Origin of the sequence: Deferribacter thermophilus, assembly GCF_049472675.1 — a bacterium.
In the GTDB taxonomy this organism is placed as follows: Bacteria; Chrysiogenota; Deferribacteres; order Deferribacterales; family Deferribacteraceae; genus Deferribacter; species Deferribacter thermophilus.
Map to the genome: position 1 here is coordinate 287,130 of NZ_JAPNXM010000001.1, position 18,895 is coordinate 306,024.

At 30.0% G+C, this 18,895-nt stretch carries 15 protein-coding genes; 9 read left to right on the forward strand and 6 right to left on the reverse strand.

The features are described from left to right. Positions 1-4: 4 nt before the first annotated feature. The 9 genes from OWM07_RS01480 (at position 5) to fdhD (ending at position 13,150) form a co-directional block, all read left to right on the forward strand. Complete coding sequence (locus OWM07_RS01480) at positions 5-817, forward strand: ExeA family protein (protein WP_423301901.1); 813 nt, start codon at positions 5-7, stop codon at positions 815-817. After that, positions 817-2,976, forward strand: coding sequence for an ATP-binding protein (locus OWM07_RS01485; protein WP_423301902.1), 2,160 nt, complete (start codon positions 817-819; stop codon positions 2,974-2,976). The genes OWM07_RS01480 and OWM07_RS01485 overlap by 1 nt, the downstream gene beginning before the upstream one ends. Continuing rightward, positions 2,973-4,325: a sigma-54-dependent transcriptional regulator gene (locus OWM07_RS01490; protein WP_423301903.1), complete on the forward strand. Its 1,353-nt coding sequence runs from the start codon at positions 2,973-2,975 to the stop codon at positions 4,323-4,325. The genes OWM07_RS01485 and OWM07_RS01490 overlap by 4 nt, the downstream gene beginning before the upstream one ends. Then, positions 4,315-6,021 (forward strand): DNA polymerase/3'-5' exonuclease PolX, encoded by a 1,707-nt coding sequence (gene polX, locus OWM07_RS01495; protein ID WP_423301904.1) that lies wholly within the window; start codon positions 4,315-4,317, stop codon positions 6,019-6,021. The genes OWM07_RS01490 and polX overlap by 11 nt, the downstream gene beginning before the upstream one ends. Before the next feature lie 185 nt (positions 6,022-6,206). Continuing rightward, positions 6,207-7,922: an FAD-dependent oxidoreductase gene (locus OWM07_RS01500; RefSeq protein WP_423301905.1), complete on the forward strand. Its 1,716-nt coding sequence runs from the start codon at positions 6,207-6,209 to the stop codon at positions 7,920-7,922. Beyond that, the gene (locus tag OWM07_RS01505) at positions 7,912-9,093 is read left to right on the forward strand and encodes a class II glutamine amidotransferase domain-containing protein (RefSeq protein ID WP_423301906.1); all 1,182 of its coding nucleotides are present in this window, start codon (positions 7,912-7,914) and stop codon (positions 9,091-9,093) included. Before OWM07_RS01500 ends, OWM07_RS01505 begins: the two co-directional genes overlap by 11 nt. Then, complete coding sequence (locus OWM07_RS01510; RefSeq protein WP_423301907.1) at positions 9,086-11,785, forward strand: glutamate synthase-related protein; 2,700 nt, start codon at positions 9,086-9,088, stop codon at positions 11,783-11,785. The genes OWM07_RS01505 and OWM07_RS01510 overlap by 8 nt, the downstream gene beginning before the upstream one ends. Positions 11,786-11,787: 2 nt before the next feature. Next, on the forward strand, positions 11,788-12,402 hold the full coding sequence (mobA, locus tag OWM07_RS01515) for a molybdenum cofactor guanylyltransferase (RefSeq protein ID WP_423301908.1): 615 nt from the start codon (positions 11,788-11,790) through the stop codon (positions 12,400-12,402). Beyond that, positions 12,356-13,150 carry a formate dehydrogenase accessory sulfurtransferase FdhD gene (gene fdhD / locus OWM07_RS01520; protein ID WP_423301909.1) on the forward strand — a complete coding sequence of 265 codons (795 nt, stop codon included), beginning with the start codon at positions 12,356-12,358 and terminating at the stop codon, positions 13,148-13,150. Before mobA ends, fdhD begins: the two co-directional genes overlap by 47 nt. A gap of 28 nt (positions 13,151-13,178) precedes the next feature. On the opposite strand, the gene OWM07_RS01525 is transcribed toward fdhD, so the two are convergent. The 6 genes from OWM07_RS01525 to mobB form a co-directional block, all read right to left on the reverse strand. Further along, positions 13,179-13,565, reverse strand: coding sequence for a class II SORL domain-containing protein (locus OWM07_RS01525; protein ID WP_423301910.1), 387 nt, complete (start codon positions 13,563-13,565; stop codon positions 13,179-13,181). 82 nt (positions 13,566-13,647) lie between these two features. Then, on the reverse strand, positions 13,648-14,667 hold the full coding sequence (mltG, locus tag OWM07_RS01530) for an endolytic transglycosylase MltG (protein WP_423301911.1): 1,020 nt from the start codon (positions 14,665-14,667) through the stop codon (positions 13,648-13,650). 4 nt (positions 14,668-14,671) lie between these two features. Further along, positions 14,672-15,790, reverse strand: a complete 1,119-nt coding sequence (gene carA, locus OWM07_RS01535) for a glutamine-hydrolyzing carbamoyl-phosphate synthase small subunit (protein ID WP_423301912.1) — start codon at positions 15,788-15,790, stop codon at positions 14,672-14,674. A gap of 54 nt (positions 15,791-15,844) precedes the next feature. Further along, the gene (locus OWM07_RS01540; RefSeq protein ID WP_423301913.1) at positions 15,845-17,083 is read right to left on the reverse strand and encodes a trypsin-like peptidase domain-containing protein; all 1,239 of its coding nucleotides are present in this window, start codon (positions 17,081-17,083) and stop codon (positions 15,845-15,847) included. Next, on the reverse strand, positions 17,053-18,219 hold the full coding sequence (locus OWM07_RS01545; protein WP_423301914.1) for a molybdopterin molybdotransferase MoeA: 1,167 nt from the start codon (positions 18,217-18,219) through the stop codon (positions 17,053-17,055). The genes OWM07_RS01540 and OWM07_RS01545 overlap by 31 nt, the downstream gene beginning before the upstream one ends. Continuing rightward, positions 18,212-18,871 (reverse strand): molybdopterin-guanine dinucleotide biosynthesis protein B, encoded by a 660-nt coding sequence (gene mobB / locus OWM07_RS01550; protein ID WP_423301915.1) that lies wholly within the window; start codon positions 18,869-18,871, stop codon positions 18,212-18,214. Before mobB ends, OWM07_RS01545 begins: the two co-directional genes overlap by 8 nt. Between the last annotated feature and the right edge of the window lie 24 nt (positions 18,872-18,895).

An 18,895-nucleotide genomic window follows, 5' to 3' on the forward strand; every position in this document is an offset into this window, starting at 1 on the left:
TTAGATGAGTGTTAAGCAATTTTATAATTTAAAAGAATTACCATTTAATAATACACCTGATTTAAAATATTTCTATAAATCTTCAAATCATGTCAAAGCAATGCTTAAACTACATTATTTAATTGAAGAGAGAAAAGGTTTAGGGGTTGTTTTAGGCCCTATTGGTAATGGGAAAACTACCATTGCAAGGCTTTTTTATGAGGAGATAGATCCAGATATATATGAATCAGTATTTATTGTTGTTGTTCACTCTGAAATTTCTTCTGAGTGGTTTCTTAAAAAATTGAGCGTTCAGTTAGGGATTGAGGATATCCCTTCAGAAAAGCCTGAAATGGTTACAAAACTTTTTAAAAAGATTCAAGAATTGAATGATAATGGTAGAAAAGTTGTTGTTTTGATTGATGAAGCTCAAATGCTTACTAAAAAAGAGGTAATGGAAGAGATTCGAGGATTGTTAAATTTTGAGGATGAAAACGGTAAAATGATAAATTTTGTTTTATTTGGTTTGCCAGAGCTTGAGGAAAACCTTAAATTAGATGAGCCATTATTCCAAAGGATAGCAGTAAGGGTGATTTTACAACCTCTAACTTTGGAAGATACAAAGAATTATATCGCTCACAGATTAAAAATAGCTGGTGGGGATGAAAATTTATTTGAAGATGATTCGATACCTATTATATACGAAAATAGTAAAGGGATACCAAGGTTAATTAACACTATTTGTGATAATGCTCTATTTGAAGGGTATCTTAGAAAGTCTCAAAAGATTGGTGTTGATATTGTTAAACAGGTTTGTTTTGATTTAGGCCTGGCTTGATGTTTAAAGATTTAGAACCTAAAAAGAAGCGAATTCTTTATTACACAATAACTTTATTTCTAGTTATATTGTTAAATTATTTTGTTAGTTCTAAGTTGGTTAATTATAATTTCCCTTTGAGCTCAAATATTTCGATTTTTTTATTAATTAATATAAATATTGTACTTCTTTTAGCTTTGCTAATAGTAATTTTTAGAAATTTAGCTAAAATTTTCTTTAACCGTAGACATGGTGTTTTTGGCTCTTCTCTTCAAAGTAAATTAGTTATTTTTTCAATAATTCTGAGTGTTATACCTGTCTCAATAGTTTTTATTTTTTCCATTAATATAATTAATAATAGTATTAATAAGTGGTTTGATAGCCAGGTGGAGCTTGCTTTAAAAAGCTCAGTTGATTTGATGCAAAGGTATCAGAATCAACTTGAGCAGGATTTGGTAGAGCAAACTTTAATACTTTCAAAACTTGTAACCACCAAAGGATTTTTATTGCAAAGGAACTATGGAGAACTAAATGATTTTGTAAACGATTATTTACAAAATAATAGAATTGATGGAGTAGCTGTATTTAATAAAGAAGGTAATAGAATTTTATCAAGCGATAAGAAGTATTACATCAACTTTATAGTGGGTAAAGATATCGTTGATGAAATTGTATCTCAAGCAAAGCAGGTAGCAAAATATGAATTTTTTGGTGAAAATCAACTTTATTGGGTAGGTGCACCAATATCTGCTAAAACTTCTGAGAAGATAACTTTAGGAGCTCTTTTTGTGTATAAAATAGTTCCACCTGATCAAGCTTCTAAGGTTTCTAAAATAATGGATTCATATAGGAATTATAGCCAAATAAAGTTTTTTGCCGAGCCTATTAAAAATTCTTATAAGATACTTCTAATATTGATGACTTTACTAGTGGCGCTGGCAGGGATTTGGGGTAGTATTGTTTTTTCTAAAAATATTACTGAACCTTTAAATGTTTTAGTTGATGCATCAAAGAAGATTTCTTCTGGTAATCTTGATATTAAGCTTGAAGAAGTTGGCGGTTATGAGCTTAGGGTTTTGATTAAATCTTTTAATGAAATGGCGCAAAAACTAAATGAACATACTGAACAGTTAAAAAAGAAAAACATTGAATTGGATAAAATGTACAAACAAGTCTTTAGAGATAGTCAATATATTGATATTATTTTTAAGAATACAAAATCAGCAATTTTTCTGTTTGATGAAAAACTTAAAATTTTAAAGTGTAATGAAAGTGCAGAAAAATTATTGAGTAGTAATTTAGAATGGTGGGATGAAATTATAGAATCTTTAAAAAAGTTTTTTTATCATAGCTCTGATATAACTTTTAATTTCCAAAAAGATTTAAAAATTGACAACGAGATGAAAACATTGTCATTTACTTTTTCTAAAGTCTTCTTAACTCATAATGAGCCGGATAATGTAATTGTATTTATAGATGATATAACAGACATATTGATTGCTAAAAAGTATGAAATATGGAAAGAGATTGCAAGTCGCATTGCTCATGAGATAAAAAATCCTCTAACCCCTATCAAACTCAATGCAGAAAGAGTTTTGAAAAAGTTAAAAGATAATTCAAATGGTTTGTCTGAATCAATATACAAAAGTTTAAAAACTATTATAGATGAAGTTAATGATTTGTACAAAATGATAAATGAGTTTAATGAATTTGCAAGGATGCCAAGTGTAAATAAAAAATATTTTGATATAAGTGAACTCATAAAAGAGGTAATCGATTTCTATACATCTACAGTTTCAAATGTGGAGTTTAAATTTAATCAATCAAATGTAAAATTGATGTATGGGGATGCTTCGCAAATTAAAAGATTACTTCATAATTTAATTCAAAACTCAATTCAAGCTGTGGATAATAAAGCTGTTATAGAATTATCGCTAAATGAGGATAATGAATATTTATATTTATCAATAAGAGATAATGGAAAAGGTATTAGTCCAGAAGATATACAAAAAATATTTTTACCATATTTTAGTAAACGGGAGGGGGGTACAGGTTTAGGTTTATCAATTGTTAAAAAGATTGTTGAAGAACATGATGGTACTATAAAGGTAGAAAGCAAAATTGGAGAGTATTCTATTTTTAAAATAAGATTTGATAAGAGAAAGTGGAGTCAAGTATGAAAGTATTAATTATAGATGATGAAAAAAATATTTGTGAGACTTTAAAAGATATAGTTGAGGATGAAGGGTTTAATGCTGACTTTGCATTAAACTTTAACGATGGATTTAATAAGTTAAAAAATGAACTTTATGACATTTTGTTTTTGGATATATGGCTGCCTGATAAAGATGGGAATGAGGGGCTTATAGAAATTAAAAAATATTTTCCTGATTTAGAAGTAATAATGATAAGTGGTCATGGAAATATTGAAAATGCAGTAGAATCGATTAAACATGGTGCTTATGATTATTTAGAAAAGCCGTTATCGCTTGAAAGAATTCTTCTAATATTAAAGCATTTGAAAGATAAAATATTATTAGAAAGGGATCTTAGAGAGACTAAGCTGGATCTCTTAAAAAAGTATGATTTGATAGGTATTAGTGATCAAATTCAAGCATTGAAAAGAAGGATAGAAAAAATTGCTCCCACAAATGCATGGGTTTTAATAACTGGTGAAAATGGCACTGGAAAAGAGCATGTTGCAAGGCTGATTCATTTACTGAGTAAAAGGTCAAAAAATAGGTTTGTAGAATTAAATTGCTCTGCTGTACCATCAGAATTAATTGAAAGTGAAATGTTTGGCTATGAAAAAGGTGCATTTACAGGAGCTGTTGGTAGGAAAGCTGGTAAATTTGAGCTCGCTGACAAAGGGACACTTTTTTTGGATGAGATAGGTGATATGGATTTGATGATGCAGGCAAAATTATTGAGAGTATTAGAGACTTTTGAATTTAGTAGAATTGGTGGCAACGATGTAATTAGATCAGATTTCAGATTAATATCAGCGACTAATAAAAATATTGAAAAAGAGATAGAAAAGGGGAATTTTCGTAAAGATTTATATTACAGGATAAATGTTGTCCCTATACATGTGCCACCTTTGAGAGAGAGGAAAGTAGATATCCCATTACTGGTAGAGTTTTTTGTTAAGGAGTCTTGTTATAATAATGGCTTTCCTGTCAAAAGGGTGTCTGATGAGTTGATGGAATTGTTTATTAATTATGATTGGCCGGGTAATGTAAGACAGCTTAAAAATACGATAGAGCGTATGGTTGTTTTATCTGATGATGATATTCTCAAAGTTGAAGATGCCCCTGGTTTTTTAAAAGGGGTTAAAAATGATGATCTTGAAATTATTAGTATGGGTTTACCATTAAAGGTAGCTAAGGAATTGTTTGAGAAAAATTATATATTGAAGGTTCTGAAAAGCACGGATTGGAATATATCCAAAGCAGCAAAGGTTTTAAAAATCGAAAGGACTTATTTACATAAGAAAATTAATCACTTTAATTTAAAAAATGATAAATGAGAAGATAGCTTCAATTTTTGAGGAATATGCTGATTATTTAGAGTTAAACAATGATGAAGTTTATAAAATTGCTGCATATAGAAAAGCAGCAAGGGTTATAAAGGGGTTACCTTTTAATCTAAAAGATTATGTTGATAGTGGTAAAAGATTAGAGGATATAAAAGGTGTAGGAAAAGCTATCTCTAAAAAAATATTAGAAATTCTTGAGACTGGCACTTTATCTGCATTAGAAGAAATTAAGAAAAATACCCCAAACATTTTGATTGAAATGACAAAAATACCTGGTCTTGGGCCAAAAAAGGCTTACAGATTGTATAACGAATTAAAAATCAATAGTATAGGCGAGCTAGAATATGCATGTAAAGAAAATAGGCTTTTATTACTTCAGGGGTTTGGCAAAAAATCTCAAGAGAATATCTTAAAAGGGTTAGAGTACTATAAAAAACATAAAGATAAACATCTCTTTTTTGAAGCAGAAATAGTAGCTGATGAGATTAAGAAAAGCTTAAGTCATATAAAAGGGGTTGATAAAGTAGAATTTGCTGGCAGTTTAAGAAGGAAAGTAGAGGTAATCAAAGATATCGATTTTGTCATATTGGTAAATAATTTAATTGCAGAAAATAGTATTATTAACTTTTTAAAAAGCAATAATATAGAAATTATAGAATCTGGAGAAAAATTAATTAGGTTCAACTATAAAAATATCAATGTAGATGTTAGGTTTGCTTCAAAAGAAAATTTTGTAACAATGTTACACCATTTTACTGGTAGTAAAAATCACAACGAAGTGTTGAGAATGAAAGCAAAAAGTTTACGTTTGAAAATAAATGAGTATGGTATTTTTAAAGGTGAGGAAAAGTTAAATATAGATGATGAGCAAGATATTTATAATATTTTAGGCCTTTCATATATTGTCCCTGAATTGAGAGAAGGCTATTATGAGTTTGGAGAAAAATCAATAAATTCTCATAAATTGATTGAACTAAAGGATCTCAAAGGTGTTTTTCATGTTCATACAGTTTGGTCAGATGGTATAATGCAAATTAAGGATTTAATAGAAATTGCTCAAATTTACGGATATGAGTATATTGGGGTTTCTGATCACAGTAAATCATCTCGTATAGCAAATGGCTTAGATGAAAATAGAGCAATAAAACAGATTGAAGCAATTAACCAAGTCAATACTGAGAATAGCAATTTAATTTTAAAGGGGATAGAATGCGATATCCTTGTTGATGGTAGCCTGGATTTTGATGATGATATTTTAAGTAAGTTTGACTTTGTTATAGCAAGTGTTCATTCACATTTTAATATGACAAAAGGGGAAATGACGAAAAGGTTAGTTAAAGCTCTTTCGAATAAACATGTTAATATCTTTGGTCATCCAACAGGAAGACTTTTGCTATCAAGAAATGGCTATGAATTTGATGAAGATGAGATATATCGAGTTTGTAAATATAATAATGTAGTGATTGAATTAAATGCTAACCCTTATAGATTGGACATCGATTGGAGAAAAATGGAATATGTCCATAAGTATGACCTTATGGTGGCTATAAATCCTGATGCACATAATAAACAAGGTTTTAATGACATAATTTATGGGATAAATATTGCTCGTAAAGGTGGATTGGATAGGCGAAAGATTTTAAACTCATATTCTTATGCAAAAGCCATAGAAATCCTTAAAAAATAATATAAATTTAACTATTAACCTAATAATATAATAAAAAATCTTGACAGGTATTTTAAATTTTATTATACATATTTATAATTTCATGATAAATTATTAATAGAGGAAGTCATAGTAAAAGTATCTATGAAAGTTTGACTAGGATATTTGATGATTCCTCTATTATTTATGAAAGTAAGGAGGAAAAGTTGAAAAGGTTATACCCTATATATATTAACAAAAAAAGCCCTTGTTATAGCAAAGACCATCTGGGTAATAGTGGTTGTCCTGCTGAAAATGATATCCCAAGATTTTTGCATTTAGTTTCACTTAGAAGGTTCGAAGAGGCTTTTTATGTTTTAAAGAAAACAAACCCTTTTTCTGGTGGGTGTGGAAGATTTTGTGATCATCCATGTGAGACAGCTTGTAATAGGGCAAAATTTGACATGCCTGTTGATATTAAAGCTTTAGAAAGGTTTGTAGCAGATTGGGGTTATAAAAATGGCTTAAAGCCAATTAAATATGTAAGTGAAAATGTTGGAAAAAATGTAGCAGTTATTGGTTCTGGCCCATCTGGCTTGTCTGTTGCCTATTTTTTGGCTCAATATGGAGTAAATGTCGATGTATTTGAAAGACATAAATCTCCAGGAGGCTTGTTGGTTGAAGGCATTCCAAGGTATAGGTATCCTTTAGATGTGTTTGAAAAGGAGTTGAACTATATATTAGATTTGGGTGTTAAAGTTCATTGTAATGAAAATATTAATAAGTCAAAATTTTATAATTTGGCGAGTGAATATGATGCGGTAGTTATAGCAACAGGTGCACATAAACCATTTAAGTTAAATATTGAAGGTGAAGATTTAGAAAATGTTTTACATGGCATTGAATTTTTAAGAGGGATTAATGTGGATGGTGAAAATCCAATTAAAGAAGGGGAGCAGATTGGTGTTATTGGAGGAGGCTATACAGCATTTGATGTAGCTAGAGTTGCTGTTAGACTAAAAGGTGAACCAACTGTTATTTACAGGAGAACTGTCGCTGAGATGACAGCACATCCAGGTGAGGTTGAAGAATCAAAAAGGGAAGGGGTAAAGTTTGAATTCCTATTACAACCGGTTAAAATAGAAAAAAGTAATAATAATAAATTATTACTTACATGTCAAAAGATGAAGCTTGGGCCAGTAGATGAAAGTGGTAGAAGGAGACCTGTGCCAGTCAAAGGTGAGTATAAAACTTTTGAGTTTGACAAAATTGTTCTTGCTATAGGTGATGAGCCCGATCTTTATTTTGTGGGTGAAAAATTTACAATCGAATTTCCAAAAATTATATGCTCTGATTTACCAGAAGAATTTATTGATAAAATTTTTATTACTGGAGATGCGGCAAGTGGAGCAGTAGAAAGTACAGGGATGGTTGTAAGAGCAGTAGGGCTGGCAAGAAAGACTGCTAAAGAGATATTGAGATATTTAAATATTGAATTTCAAGAAGATAAAAAAAGAGATATTGCATACTATAATACTTTAAATTTGAAATATTTTGAAAAATCTCACCGTTTAATTGAGGAAAAATTAGACTTTAAAGAGAGAAAATATAATTTTAAAGAAATTGTGAAAACGGTTGATGAAGATACAGCGGTATTGTTTGCCAAAAGATGCTTTTTCTGTGGAATATGTATTCAATGCGATTGGTGCTATAGATATTCTGATGGTTCTATTGCAAAACATGAAGTAGATTGGGATCCAAAGCATGATGCCTGTTTTTATACCTTTATAAAAGAAAAAGTTTCAGGTAGCACTTTTAAAAGTGTTGAGGCATGTCCAAGGTCAGCACTCAGTGTAATTGATGAAAATTCTGAAAATTTTGAACATGTGTTAGAGCAGTATAAAAGTTTGGATGAAATAAAAGGGGTTAAAAATGATAAATAGTAAAATTTCTGTTGAAGAATTTTCTGGTGGTGAAAAAGGGCTTCCATTAGGTGCTTGTGGCCTAATTTCTGCTTTTGGTGAATTTAAATTATCACCTCTATTGAAGGCAGCAATGTGTTTACAATATAGAGGTAGAGCAGGTGCTGGCGTCACTTTAAAAGGGATTTATAAAGACAATGATTTTTATGTTTTTCATATAATGTTTCGTAATCAAACTAAAGTAAGAGAATTGGAAAAGGTAATTGAAGAGTGGGGAGTTCATATTTTGGATTCGCAGGATTTAGTGAAAAAGAAATTTTATTTTGAGTATGACTTACCGATTATTAAAAGATATTTTGTTACACCACCAACAAGAGAGGAGATGCTATATAGAGAAAGAATTGATGATGAGTATCGTTATATAAGAAAACATGTCACCCTTTTTAATAAAACATTTATGGATGATGCAAGGATATTTTCTTCATCAAAGGAAAATGGCACATTTTTAACTGCATTTGAGCTTTTGGATACTATCAAAATATATGAATTAGAACAGTATGAGGACTGGTTTTATGATGGTTGTTTAATACATTTGAGATGGCCAACAAGTCAAGGTAGAGGTTTATGGTGGGGGCCTCAGCCAATTTCCTTTGGAGAGGTAGCTGGTATACATAATGGGCATTTATCGAGTGATAAATCTAACGCTATTGCATTAGAGCAATTGGGGATTGATTTACATGTTGGTACAGATTCTGAGGCTATTTTTTTAGAAGTGGATTATCTGTTAAATAATGGTTTTTCAATAGAAGAGATAGAATGGATCTTGTGTAGAAAGTTTCCTCAAGAGATAAGCGAAATGGAAGAAGAAAAAAGGGAAAGGTATTTTCAAGTGGTAAATGATCCATATCTAAGTAGGATGAAAATGAGTGGTCCAGCAACCGCAATTGTACTTGTAAAAGATTATGTTTTAGGATTTACCGATAGAGACCATTTGAGACCTTTTAGCATCGGTTTTAATGATAAGGTTGCTTTTTTGGGTAGTGAGCAGAGAGCTGTAGTTTCTGCAGCATATTTTATGGGTGAACAACTTGACAAAGTTTATGATCCAGCTGCAGGAAAGGTGGTAGCGTTTGAAGTTAAAAATAAAAAATTGAAAAAATTAGTTTATTCATGGAGAATGACAAATGATTAAGAAAGAAATAGTTGTTAAAAAAGCGATAAAATATATTGAGCCTATTGAAACAGGGATTTATGCTAAAGGAGCAAAATATTGGGTTAAGGTTACATCTGAGGAAGAAGAGCCTGGAAGAGGGTGTGTTTTTTGTAGCAGATGTGTTGAGGCTTGTACACATAACTTAAAAAATCCAAATAGTGAGTATGGCGTTTTTAGAATGGAAACAATTTATTATGATGATGCAGGAAATCGTATTTTACCTGAAAATGAAGATAAAGTTCATTTGGTAGAAAAGATTTTATGGATTAATCCTGATGAATGTTGCAATTGTAAAAGATGTGTAAAAATGTGTCCACAAAGAGCAATTAAAGTGTATAAAAACCCTGATTATCATGATATAGGTGTCGAGCTTACTGACTCTACAGTAATAAACAACTGTCTTAGAAGAGCTGAAGGTGATTCAATGCTTAGTAGCGCCCATTTGGGTGCTCAAAAATCAAAACTTTCAAATGATTGGTTAATTGATGCTGCTGAAATATTAAGCCCTCAAAGGGATCATTTGCATGAGTATGCTGGTAAGTTTGACAATATGTATCTTGGGAAAAGGGAGGCAAGATTTAAGTGTAACACACCAATTTTTGATGTTCATATGAGTTATGGTTCTAATAGTCATGAAGCGTTTTTAGCTCGTCTGATTGCAAGTATCAAACTTGGAAGACCTTTTTTTACTGGTGAAGGTTATCTTCATCCGGATATGATGCCTGCCGCTAAATACTGTATTTTACAGTTTGGTTCTGGTGGCTATGGGCCTTGGGTTGAGTTGGATAAGTTTGCTGGATTTTCTATGAAATATGGGCAGGATGCAAAAAAGGGTAAAGGTGGTAGATTACAGGCTAAAAAAAATGATATTGAAATTGCTCTTTTAAGATGTGTTGAAGCATTAAGGAATTTAACTGCACCTAATCCTCAGCACCTTCAATATTCCATAGAAGAGTTACCTATGCGCGTTGAATCGTTAAGAGCTCTATTGGGTGATGATAAGCTTATTGGAGCAGATGTTTATGGAACTGCATGGAATTTTAAAGAGATTGTTGTTGCTCTTGCTAAAGCTGGTTTTGATTATATTACTGTTAAAGCTGGGGATGGTTCTACTGGTGCTGCACATTTAGTGGATTTGCAAAATAGAGGTTTAAATGTTGTTTATTTAACACATATAGCTGATCTTGCTTTAAGAGAAGAGGGGCTTAGAGAGCAGGTATCTATTATTGCTGAAGGTGGAGTTCTTGATAGCTTTCATGCTTTTCTTGTTCTTCTCGCTGGAGCTGATTTTGTTGGGATGGGGATGAGAACATTGCACCCATTAGGATGTACACTCTGTCAAAGGTGTCATACTGGTCAATGTGCGTGGGGGATAACATCAAGACAATATGGGGATAGAATTGATCCTGGTGTTGCTGCAGAAGGTATAGTGAATATGATAAAATCTTTTCAAAAGGATTTAGAAGGGTTAGCGGCTGGTTTGGGTATGAGTTCTCATGCTGATGTTGTGGGTGCTAGAAGGTTTAGATATCATGGCAGTGATCCATTACTTTTTGAAACTTTTGGAAAATCTGAAATATTTAAGCAGTTGCCAAGGGTTTCAACAAAAGAGAGAAAGCATAAAGTATTTAAAACATATAAAATGGTTTATGATGAGAATAAAGATTTGATTGAAGAAATATTGAGTAAAATAGAGAATGATTATTTATATATTGATGTTGGAGTTTTTGAGATTGATAGTAGAACTTTAAATTTAATTATGAAGAAAGCAGTGGAAAAAGGGGTAAAAAGATTTTTCTTAGATAATGTTGTTGGGCAAAGACTTATTGGAACGGGGGTTAATTGCGAAGAGATCACTGTTAGAGGTTTAGTTGGTAATCATGCATTTGCTTTTGTTAAAGATGTAAAGATAAATGTAATTCCAAATAAAAATCATAAAACTTACATACCTGCAAATGCGCATGTTGGTGTTGCTAACACTTCTAATCCAAAAGAGATTAATATTGCTGGTGAGGTTGGCGATTTATTTGCTGCATATTCTGTAAGTGGTAAATTTAGAGTTGCTAAAAGTGGTGGAGTTAGGAATTTATTGTTAATGAAAGCTGGATTGCCAAAAGAATGGGCAGAGCTTGATCTTTCTAAATATAAGGATTGGGATAAGGAAAGTATTTTAGATGAGTTATTATTAAGATATCAAAAAAGAAGAAGTTTAAGGAAAAAGATGAGTTGGAATCAGTTTTTAAAAACTTTTGAAAAACGCTTGAGTGAAAGAAAACCACCTGTGGCTATATATGGAGTAGGTTCAGAAAAGGGGATGGGGGATTATTTTATGGAGTATGCTCAGGGTGGTATTGGAATAGTTTTAAATGTAGTAGATTTGGATAACCCAATGGGGTATTATATTTGTAGTGGAATGACGGCTGGTGCTGCTTATATTAGGGGAAATATAAAAGAAAATCAGCTTGGGGTAGGTGTTGTGAAAATTGATTATTTAACTGATGAAGATAAAGTATTCTTAAGTAATGAAATAGATGAGTTTATAAATACCTTTAAAGATGTGGATATAGACCCTGATTATAATGAAAAATTGAAAAAGTTTGCAGAAAGATTTTATAAAGATAAAGAATCTATATTTAGTGATTTTGTAAAAATTATTCCTGTTACGAGTTAGAAGTGAGCAATTTTAGTTGTGCTATATTAGCTGGAGGGCAAAGTAGAAGATTTGGAAGTGATAAAACTTTAGCAAAGATTAATAATAAGTCATTTACGCAGATTTTAGCTGAAAATCTGTCTGAAATTTCGGATGATGTACTAATTATTAGTAAAGATTCAACTAAATTTGATTTTGAAGTAAAAAATTGTAGATTTTTAAATGATGAGTATGAACAACAATGCCCATTAGTAGGTATAATAACTGGTTTAAAAAATAGTAAATATGATACTTTGTTTGTCATTTCTGCTGATTCCCCTTTTGCTAATAAAGAATTAATTAAAAACTTATTTAGTTTTATTGATGGTTATGAAGTACTATTGCCTGTGATAAAAAGTAAAATTTATACTTTATTTGGTTTTTATACTAAAAATTCATTAAAAGTATTAGAGGAATATTTAAATAATGGTATTTTTAGATTATTGGATGTATATAAGGATTTGAATGTATTATATTTTGATAATTTAGAGTTTTTTTACAAATATGATAAAGAGTTGTATAGTTTTTTAAATATTAATACCAGAGAGGATTATGAAAGAGCAAAGGTTATTGCCAAAAAGGGTTGCTTGGAAATATGAGGTAGAAAGATTCTATATTGAAAACAATTCCTTTATTAAAGAAGAAAAATATTTGATAAAGGAGGAAAAATATACCATTTTTGTTAATGGCAGAAAGTTTACATCGGTAATGCTTATTCCACAATATGAGAAAGAGTTTCTGTTTGGCTTTTTATATACATCAAAAATAATTAATAGTATAGATGATATAAAAAGTTTTCGAATGTGTGATAATAAAAATTTTTATGTTTATTTAAATGATTTAGATTTTGAGTTTCAAGATGAAAAGTGGACTGTTACATCAGGTTGTGGTGGAGGCAAGGTTTTGGAGAAGGTTTATAAAGGTTTTGAAAGGGTTGAGATAGATATTAAAGTTACACCTCAAAAAGTTTTGGAAATGTACAAGAAATTAGAAGCTGATTCAGAGCTTCATTCTTATACAAGATGTGTGCATAAGGCTTACTTTTTTTGTAGTGATGGGTTTGAATTTACCTGTGAGGATGTTGGAAGGCATAATACGATAGATAAAGTGATTGGTGCTGTTTTATTAAATGAAAGAACTTTTGATGGGGTTATTTTAACAACTGGAAGACTGACTTCAGAGATGATGCTAAAATGTGCAAGAGCTAAAATACCGATAGTTGTATCAAGGACAGCTCCAAGCAAACTGGGGTTAGAGATTGCAAAAAAAACTAATATAACAATGATAGGGATAACTTCTTCAAGGGGGTTTGTTGTTTTTAATGGAATTGAAAGAATTATAAAATAAAGGGGTAATTACTTACCCCCTTTTTTAGCTAAAATTTAACCTCTACTTCACTTTCCCATAAACCATGAATATTACAATAACTTACAGCTACTAATTTTCCAGGTTGGTTAAGTTTAACTTTGAATAGTGCAGAAGGTTCGGTAAATGCAGGGCCTTTGTTTGCACCTTCTGTGGATTCACCATGAGCAGTAAATTCTGCTCTACCCAAGTTATAAACATTACCATTTTCTGGTTTGAAATAAAGTGCAATCCACCCTATAAAATGCTCTGTAGTGTTTGGATGAGCAATCTCTTTACCTACAGAAACATTTACAACAAACTCTTTACCTGCTTCAATTTTTTCTGGTAATTCAATTACAGGAACATGCTTTTCACTTTTGAAATCTGCAGATTTAACAAATTCACCTATTGCCATAATTTTCCCTCCTTTAAAAATTCTATATTATAATATTTAGAATTGTTTTAATTTTGTCAAGATAAATTATACAAATTTTGTCTTATTTTTTTATTATTTGATACTTATACACTTTATGTTTATGTTCACTGTATGTTTTACTAAAATGATGCTTTCCGTTTTTGTCAGCGACAAAATATAAATAATCAGTTTTTGCTGGGTACATTACTGATTTTAAAGCACTAATGGATGGGTTGCAAATTGGTGTGGGTGGTAATCCTCTATAAATGTATGTGTTATAAGGGTTATTTTTATCTAATAAATGTTTTTTTTGTAGGTTTCCATTGAATTGATGAAAGATTCCATAGATGACGGTTGGGTCAGATTGTAGTGGCATACCTTTTTTTATTCTATTGTAAAATACTGATGCTATTATAGGGTATTCTTCTTCTAAATATGTTTCTTTCTGTATAATTGAAGCTAATATTAAACCTTTATAAAAATCTAAACCATTTTTTTTGACTTCGATTTCAAAGTTTTTTGGTAAGTTTTTAAAAAACTCATTAATCATTTTTTTTACAATATTTTCAACAGGTTCGTTCATGCTAAAAAAGTAGGTTTCTGGATATAAAAAACCTTCTAATGAAATGTAGTTTTTACCAGTTAATTTTCTAATTACAGTTTTGTTTGTGATATAATTTATAAAATCATCATATTTTACAATTTTTAATTTATCTAATAGGTTACCAATTTGGAATATATTAAAGCCTTCTGGAATAGTTATTTTGATTTTAAATGTATGACCATTTCTGATATCTTCTAAAATTGATTTAATATTTTTATTATTAAATTTATAAAAACCGTATTTTCTATTTTTACCAAATTTGTAAACAAGTAGTAAATAATTTTTGAAAAAGGGTGGAGTGTTTAAATATTTAAAAAGTTTATTATATGTTTGTGATACGGATTCGTTTTTATCAATTCTAAGCTCTAATGTTAAGTAGTTATTATTTATGAAATTTTCGCATTTATAAATCCAATAGGATAATAAAAATACTATAATAAAAAGGATAATAACTAATAATGTAAAAAATTGTAAGAGCTTGTTTAATTTATAATTCATTAAACTATTTACAGCTTCTAATTAAGTCGACAAACCTTCTAAAAAGATATATGGCATCATGTGGCCCTGGCCCGTTTTCGGGATGATATTGTACAGCAAACACAGGTTTTGTTTTATGTCTAACCCCTTCAACAGTTTTATCATTTAGGTTAATATGAGTGACTTCCACAACATCTGATAATGAATCGATATCAACAGCAAAGCAGTGATTTTGTGCAGTTATTTCTACTTTCTTTGTTTCTAAATCCATAACTGGTTGATTTCCGCCATGATGTCCAAATTTTAATTTATAAGTTTTGCCACCAAGAGCTAAAGATAGAATTTGATTACCAAGACAGATACCAAATACAGGGTATTTTTCTATTGCTTTTTGTGCTAACTCTATTCCATATTTTATTGGTTCTGGATCTCCAGGACCGTTTGAAAGAAAGATACCGTCAGGATTAAGATTTTCAATATCTTCAAACTTAGAGTTTGCTGGAACGACAGTGACTTTACAACCATTATCTACGAAATACCTTAAGATATTTCTTTTTATACCAAAATCTATGGCAACAATATGTAAATCAAATTTCTCAGGTTTATAAAAACCTTTTCCTAATATCCAACTACCTTCAGTCCATTCATAAGTTTTTTTTGTAGTTACAAACTGAACAAGATCTTTACCTACAATAGAAGGGATGTTTTTAGCTTTTTCTTTGAGGTAATCTATATCATCTGTTTCTGTTGAAATTATAGCATTCATTGAACCTCTTTCTCTAATGTGCTTAACAAGTTTGCGTGTATCTACCCCTTCAATACCTATAATATCATATTTTTTTAAAAAATCCCCCAGAGAAGAAGTTGCTCTATAGTTTGAATAAGTTTTAGAATACTCTTTAACTATAAATGCTGAGACATAAGGCTTATCTGATTCAAAATCTTCTTCATTGACACCATAGTTTCCTATCAGAGGATATGTCATGCAAACCATTTGTCCATAATAGGATGGATCAGTTAATATTTCTTGGTAACCTGTCATTGATGTATTGAAAACAACTTCCCCTTCCACTTCACCGTCTGCACCGAAGCTTATACCTTCAAATACGGTTCCATCTTCTAATACTAAATATGCTGTTTTCATTAATCCTCCATCAAAGTTTTTAAATGTATAGTTTAATTATTTTTATTTTTCAATCTATAAAGATAGTAAAATGTTGAATATTGCTCCATTCCTGTAAATGCTAAAATTTATTTCATCATAAAAGTTATTTATTATTATTTCATTTAGAACTTCTAAATTGGTTATCTCCTTATCATTTACTTTTAATATTACATCACCTCGTTTTACATAGGCTGGTATATTACTTTTTTTAACAACAATATATTCCCTTTTTTTTACAAATTCCAATCCATATAATTCTTTAAATATTTTTAAACCGTAATTTTCTGGATAGCTTGTGAGCAGTAATTTAGTTTTGTAAAAATCATTTTTTCTCTTAATAACTAATTTAATTGTAGAATTTGGCGGATAACTTCTTAATATATAATTAACCCCTTTTTTTGAAGATACTGGTATATCTTCTATAGAGTATAAAATGTCTCCTCTTTTAATACCACTTTTTCTGGCGTTACTATTTTTTTCCACACTACTTATTATTAGATTACCATCATTATCTTCTTCAAATAAAATTCCTAAAAAGCCTCTTCTTATTTTTTTATATTTAATTATTTCTGGTTTAATTCTTTTTAATACATTTATTGGTGTGGAAAAACCAATCCCTTGAGCTTCTCTATAAATAGCAGAATTAATCCCTATCACTTCTGCATCTAAATTTATAAGAGGACCACCGCTATTACCTGGATTTATCAACGCATCTGTTTGAATAAAAATAGAAAATCCGTTATCTGATTTTATTATTCTTTTAGTATTGCTAATTACACCTGTTGTAACCGAGTTACTTAATCCGTAAGGGTTCCCCATTGCAATAACTGTTTCACCCAAATATAAATTATCGCTATTACCTAATTTCGCACTTGGAAATATTTTATTAGCTTTTATTTTGAGTAATGCGATATCTAAGAGCTTATCACCACCAATTAATTCTGCTTCATATTGTTCGTTATCGTAAGGGATTATAAATATTTTATTGGCAGCTTCTATAACATGATAATTTGTAACAATAATATTATCATCGACAAAAAAACCAGACCCAAGGCTTTGAGTTTTATATGTTCTTTCAAAGCCAAAAAAGTCATCAAAAAATGGGTCATTAAAAAAAGGGTTAAAGCTTTTTTTGATAATCTTTTCCGTACGAATATTTACTACAGACTTTTCAATTCTTTGAATTGCTAAAACAACATCATTTATCCTATGGGAAGCAAAGGTGTTTAAAGATATGAAAATTATAAATAGAAAAGCAAGAATGTATCGCATAAATCACCCTCATACAAAATTTCAGTATTTTTGTCAATAATAGTGAGACTTCTAAAACCTTTATTTTTATTTTGAAACAAATCACAATTAATAAGATTATTACTTTCAGTGGTTGTTATAGTTTTTATGATTTTATAGAAACCTTTTTTCTTTTTAAGGCTAAAATTTACAGGTATTTTTATTAAAAGATTTTTTTCAGATATCCCTCTTAAAAGGAAGCCGATAAATAATTCGGTACATACAATTGCAGATTGTGGATTACCTGGTATTATAAAAATCGGTTTATTGTTTAATGTTGCAAGCTTAAATGTTTTGCCTGGACTTGCATTTATATTATTTATTAATATGTTACCATTAAGTGAATTTATAATGTCTAAGATTAAATCAGCTTTACTTAATCCTGTTCCACCGATAGTTATTAATAAATCATACTCGTTTATAGTAGATTGAATTTTAGTTTTAATAGAATGAAAATCATCCTTTTCTATACCCAAATATGTGATTTCTGTATCAAAATTCTTTAAAAATGTAGATATCATGTAATAGTTACTGTTTAAAGTGTTGTTAGGATCTGCAAATAGCTCGGTTAATTCTGATCCTGTTGAAATTATTCCGATTTTAATAGGTTTATAAACTTCAACACTGTTTATTCTTAATGTGGCTAAAAGTTCTATGATTCTGTGATCAATTATTTCATCTTTATTTATAATTTTTTCCCCTTTTTTTATTATTGATTCTTTGGGTTGAATAAAAGTATTTTTTTGCTTTTCTAAGTAAAGTTTTTCATTAATTGTTTTACTGTTTTCAACTGGAACAACCATATCAATGTTGTGTAAAAGTTTTGTTCCTGTTGCAACTTTATATGCTTCATTTGGCAATAAATTCACTTTAGTTTGTTCTCCAGCAAATATTTCATCAATAACGGCAAACGGTTTTGAAAAATCACTTTCATTAGAGTTTATAGCATAGCCATCCATTTTAGATAGATTGAATTCAGGTATAGATCTTGGAGCGATTATATCTTTACAAACTGTTTTACCAAAAGCATTTTCAATACTAATTAATTGTGTATTTCGTTTAATTTTTAATGAATTAATAATTTTAAAAGCTTCGTATAAATCTGTGAATCTATTCATCTTTTATACTAATTTTGATATCTTTTGCATTTTCACACCCTTTTAGTGATCTAATCATTGATGATATAGTTGATGATACGATATCGGCTACGAAGTCTTTCATAGGTATCGGATTACCATCAACTACTAATCTAATTTTGCGCTTTTTGCTTTCTATATAGTGTTCAATTAAAAAATCAGCTATTTCCTCTGGTTTGTTTAAATCAAAAATATTTTTAATATTTTTTAATTCAGGGTTTTCTGGCTCATCAGTTGCAACGCCAATTAGTGTGGGGTTATTTTTACATAATAATTCCTGCGAATGCTCTTTTCTGAATACCTCAATTTTTGGTTTATTTGCGCTTTTAAAACCTTCTGTTAATATCAAATCTATATCGTTATCCAGTTTGAATATTAGTTCGTCTATTGAGAGCTCATGATCTACATCAGAAATTATAGCATACTGCCATGGGGATGAAATAATTACAGAATATGCTCCAGACTGTTTATGTCTGTATGTATCTTTCCCCTCTTTATCTATATCAAATCCATGAACATCATGTTTAATCGTAGCTACTTTATAATTTTTACTTTTGAAAATTTTTAATAATTTTTCAATTAAAGTGGTTTTACCACAGTCTGATGAGCCCACAATTGATATTACTGGTATCATGTCAAAACTCCTAAAATTTTTTTC

Bases quoted from the DNA above. Each gene is read 5' to 3' on its own strand.
- OWM07_RS01480 (WP_423301901.1), top strand. From the start codon at position 5: ATGAGTGTTAAGCAATTTTATAATTTAAAAGAATTACCATTTAATAAT.
- OWM07_RS01485 (WP_423301902.1), top strand. From the start codon at position 817: ATGTTTAAAGATTTAGAACCTAAAAAGAAGCGAATTCTTTATTACACA.
- OWM07_RS01490 (WP_423301903.1), top strand. From the start codon at position 2,973: ATGAAAGTATTAATTATAGATGATGAAAAAAATATTTGTGAGACTTTA.
- polX (WP_423301904.1), top strand. From the start codon at position 4,315: ATGATAAATGAGAAGATAGCTTCAATTTTTGAGGAATATGCTGATTAT.
- OWM07_RS01505 (WP_423301906.1), top strand. From the start codon at position 7,912: ATGATAAATAGTAAAATTTCTGTTGAAGAATTTTCTGGTGGTGAAAAA.
- OWM07_RS01510 (WP_423301907.1), top strand. From the start codon at position 9,086: ATGATTAAGAAAGAAATAGTTGTTAAAAAAGCGATAAAATATATTGAG.
- fdhD (WP_423301909.1), top strand. From the start codon at position 12,356: ATGAAAGAGCAAAGGTTATTGCCAAAAAGGGTTGCTTGGAAATATGAG.
- OWM07_RS01525 (WP_423301910.1), bottom strand. From the start codon at position 13,565: ATGGCAATAGGTGAATTTGTTAAATCTGCAGATTTCAAAAGTGAAAAG.
- mltG (WP_423301911.1), bottom strand. From the start codon at position 14,667: ATGAATTATAAATTAAACAAGCTCTTACAATTTTTTACATTATTAGTT.
- carA (WP_423301912.1), bottom strand. From the start codon at position 15,790: ATGAAAACAGCATATTTAGTATTAGAAGATGGAACCGTATTTGAAGGT.
- OWM07_RS01540 (WP_423301913.1), bottom strand. From the start codon at position 17,083: ATGCGATACATTCTTGCTTTTCTATTTATAATTTTCATATCTTTAAAC.
- OWM07_RS01545 (WP_423301914.1), bottom strand. From the start codon at position 18,219: ATGAATAGATTCACAGATTTATACGAAGCTTTTAAAATTATTAATTCA.
- mobB (WP_423301915.1), bottom strand. From the start codon at position 18,871: ATGATACCAGTAATATCAATTGTGGGCTCATCAGACTGTGGTAAAACC.